1 rRNA gene is annotated in these 1,192 nt (G+C 51.9%); it reads left to right on the top strand.

The window, feature by feature from the left end:
• Positions 1 to 1,192 (top strand): 23S ribosomal RNA (locus H515_RS0110430); the annotation flags it as partial.

The raw sequence follows: 1,192 nt of genomic DNA, 5'->3' as shown, positions 1-1,192 counted from the left end.
AGCCGCGCAGCCTCAGTGAAAGCGAGCCTGAAGAGGGCGTTTAAGTCGGATGGGGTAGACGCGAAACCAAGTGATCTACACTTGCCCAGGTTGAAGTTCCGGTAACACGGAATGGAGGACCGAACCAATAAGCGTTGAAAAGCTTCTGGATGAGGTGAGTGTAGGAGTGAAAGGCCAATCAAACTTGGAGATAGCTCGTACTCCCCGAAAGGCATTTAGGTGCCGCGTGCAGTGTTCTCCATGAGAGGTAGAGCGACCGATAGGTCAAGAGGGCTTCACCGCCTATCGCGACCTGACGAACTCCGAATGCTCATGGACGGTAGCTGTGCAGTAAGGGGGCGGGTGCTAAGGTCCGTCCCCGAGAGGAGAAGAATCCTGACCGCCGTCTAAGGTCCCGAAATTCTGTGCTTAGTTAGTCTAACGAAGTCTGGTCCCCGTGACAGCTAGGATGTTGGCTTGGAAGCAGCCATTCATTCAAAGAGTGCGTAACAGCTCACTAGTCGAGGGTCCGGGCGTGGATAATAATCGGGTATAAGCCAGATACCGAAGACGCGGGATAGCATTGTATATAAAAAGTATCGGTAGGGGAGCATTCCATCGACGCAGAATGGTGATATTGATTGATCCTGGAGTTTATGGAAAAGCAAATGTAGGTATAAGTAACGATAAAAAGGGTGTGATTCCCTTTCGCCGTAAGACCGAGGTTTCCCGGGCGATGCCAATCAGCCCGGGGTGAGTCGGGTCCTAAGCCTCAGCCGAATGGCGATGGCGATGGCAGACACGGTTAATATTCCGTGACTTGCGCATATAGCGATGTGGAGACGGAGCAGTGACACTGTCGCGTCCTGACGGAAATGGGCGTTGAAGGTTGTAGGCGTTGAGGGATACAGGCAAATCCGTATTCCGAGCTGAATTCCGACAGTACGGTCTTCTTTTCGGAGACGACCGACAGCACAGGTAATCATACTCCCTAGAAAATCCGCTAAGCATATGTTTGCGCAACCCGTACCGCAAACGGACACACGTGGTCGGGTAGAACATACCAAGGCGTTGAGAGATTCATGGTTAAGGAACTAGGCAAACTGACCCCGTAACTTCGGGAAAAGGGGTCCTCATGGCGACATGAGGCGCAGAGAATAGGTCCAGGCAACTGTTTAACAAAAACACAGGGCTGTGCCAACTCGAAAGATGA

The sequence above is a fragment of the Prevotella corporis DSM 18810 = JCM 8529 genome, from assembly GCF_000430525.1.
Lineage (GTDB): Bacteria > Bacteroidota > Bacteroidia > Bacteroidales > Bacteroidaceae > Prevotella > Prevotella corporis.
Note: the sequence above shows the minus strand (reverse complement) of the source record. Positions and strands in the feature narration are given on the sequence as shown.